This is a genomic window from Bifidobacterium sp. M0353, from assembly GCF_016100645.1.
GTDB lineage: Bacteria > Actinomycetota > Actinomycetes > Actinomycetales > Bifidobacteriaceae > Bombiscardovia > Bombiscardovia choladohabitans.
This window is the reverse complement of the sequence record NZ_JACFSB010000271.1, coordinates 1-253: the sequence shown is the minus strand read 5'-3', so window position 1 is coordinate 253 and position 253 is coordinate 1. Positions and strand designations below refer to the sequence as shown.

1 protein-coding gene is annotated in these 253 nt (G+C 24.9%); it reads left to right on the top strand.

Annotation, left to right across the window (positions count from 1 at the left end; translation table 11 throughout):
- Nucleotides 1-253: glycosyltransferase (locus tag H3V04_RS09775; protein WP_198188487.1), on the top strand; the 253-nt coding region annotated here is incomplete at both ends.

Below are 253 nucleotides of genomic sequence, written 5' to 3'. Positions count from 1 at the left end.
AAGAATTTTTGGTTATACATGATGATGATGATGCATGGCATCGAGATTTTCTTAAAGAAACAGTTACATTTTTAAATCAAAATAAAAATTCAATAGCAGTAGCTACTAATTATACAGTTGTAAATGAAGAAATTCAGAAAAATCAAGCAATACAAATTAATACGGAAAATTGGCTATATTGCTTTAAACAAATTGATATTTTTGCATTACTTCAATTTAATGTACTACCACAAATTTGTTTAATCATCAGAAT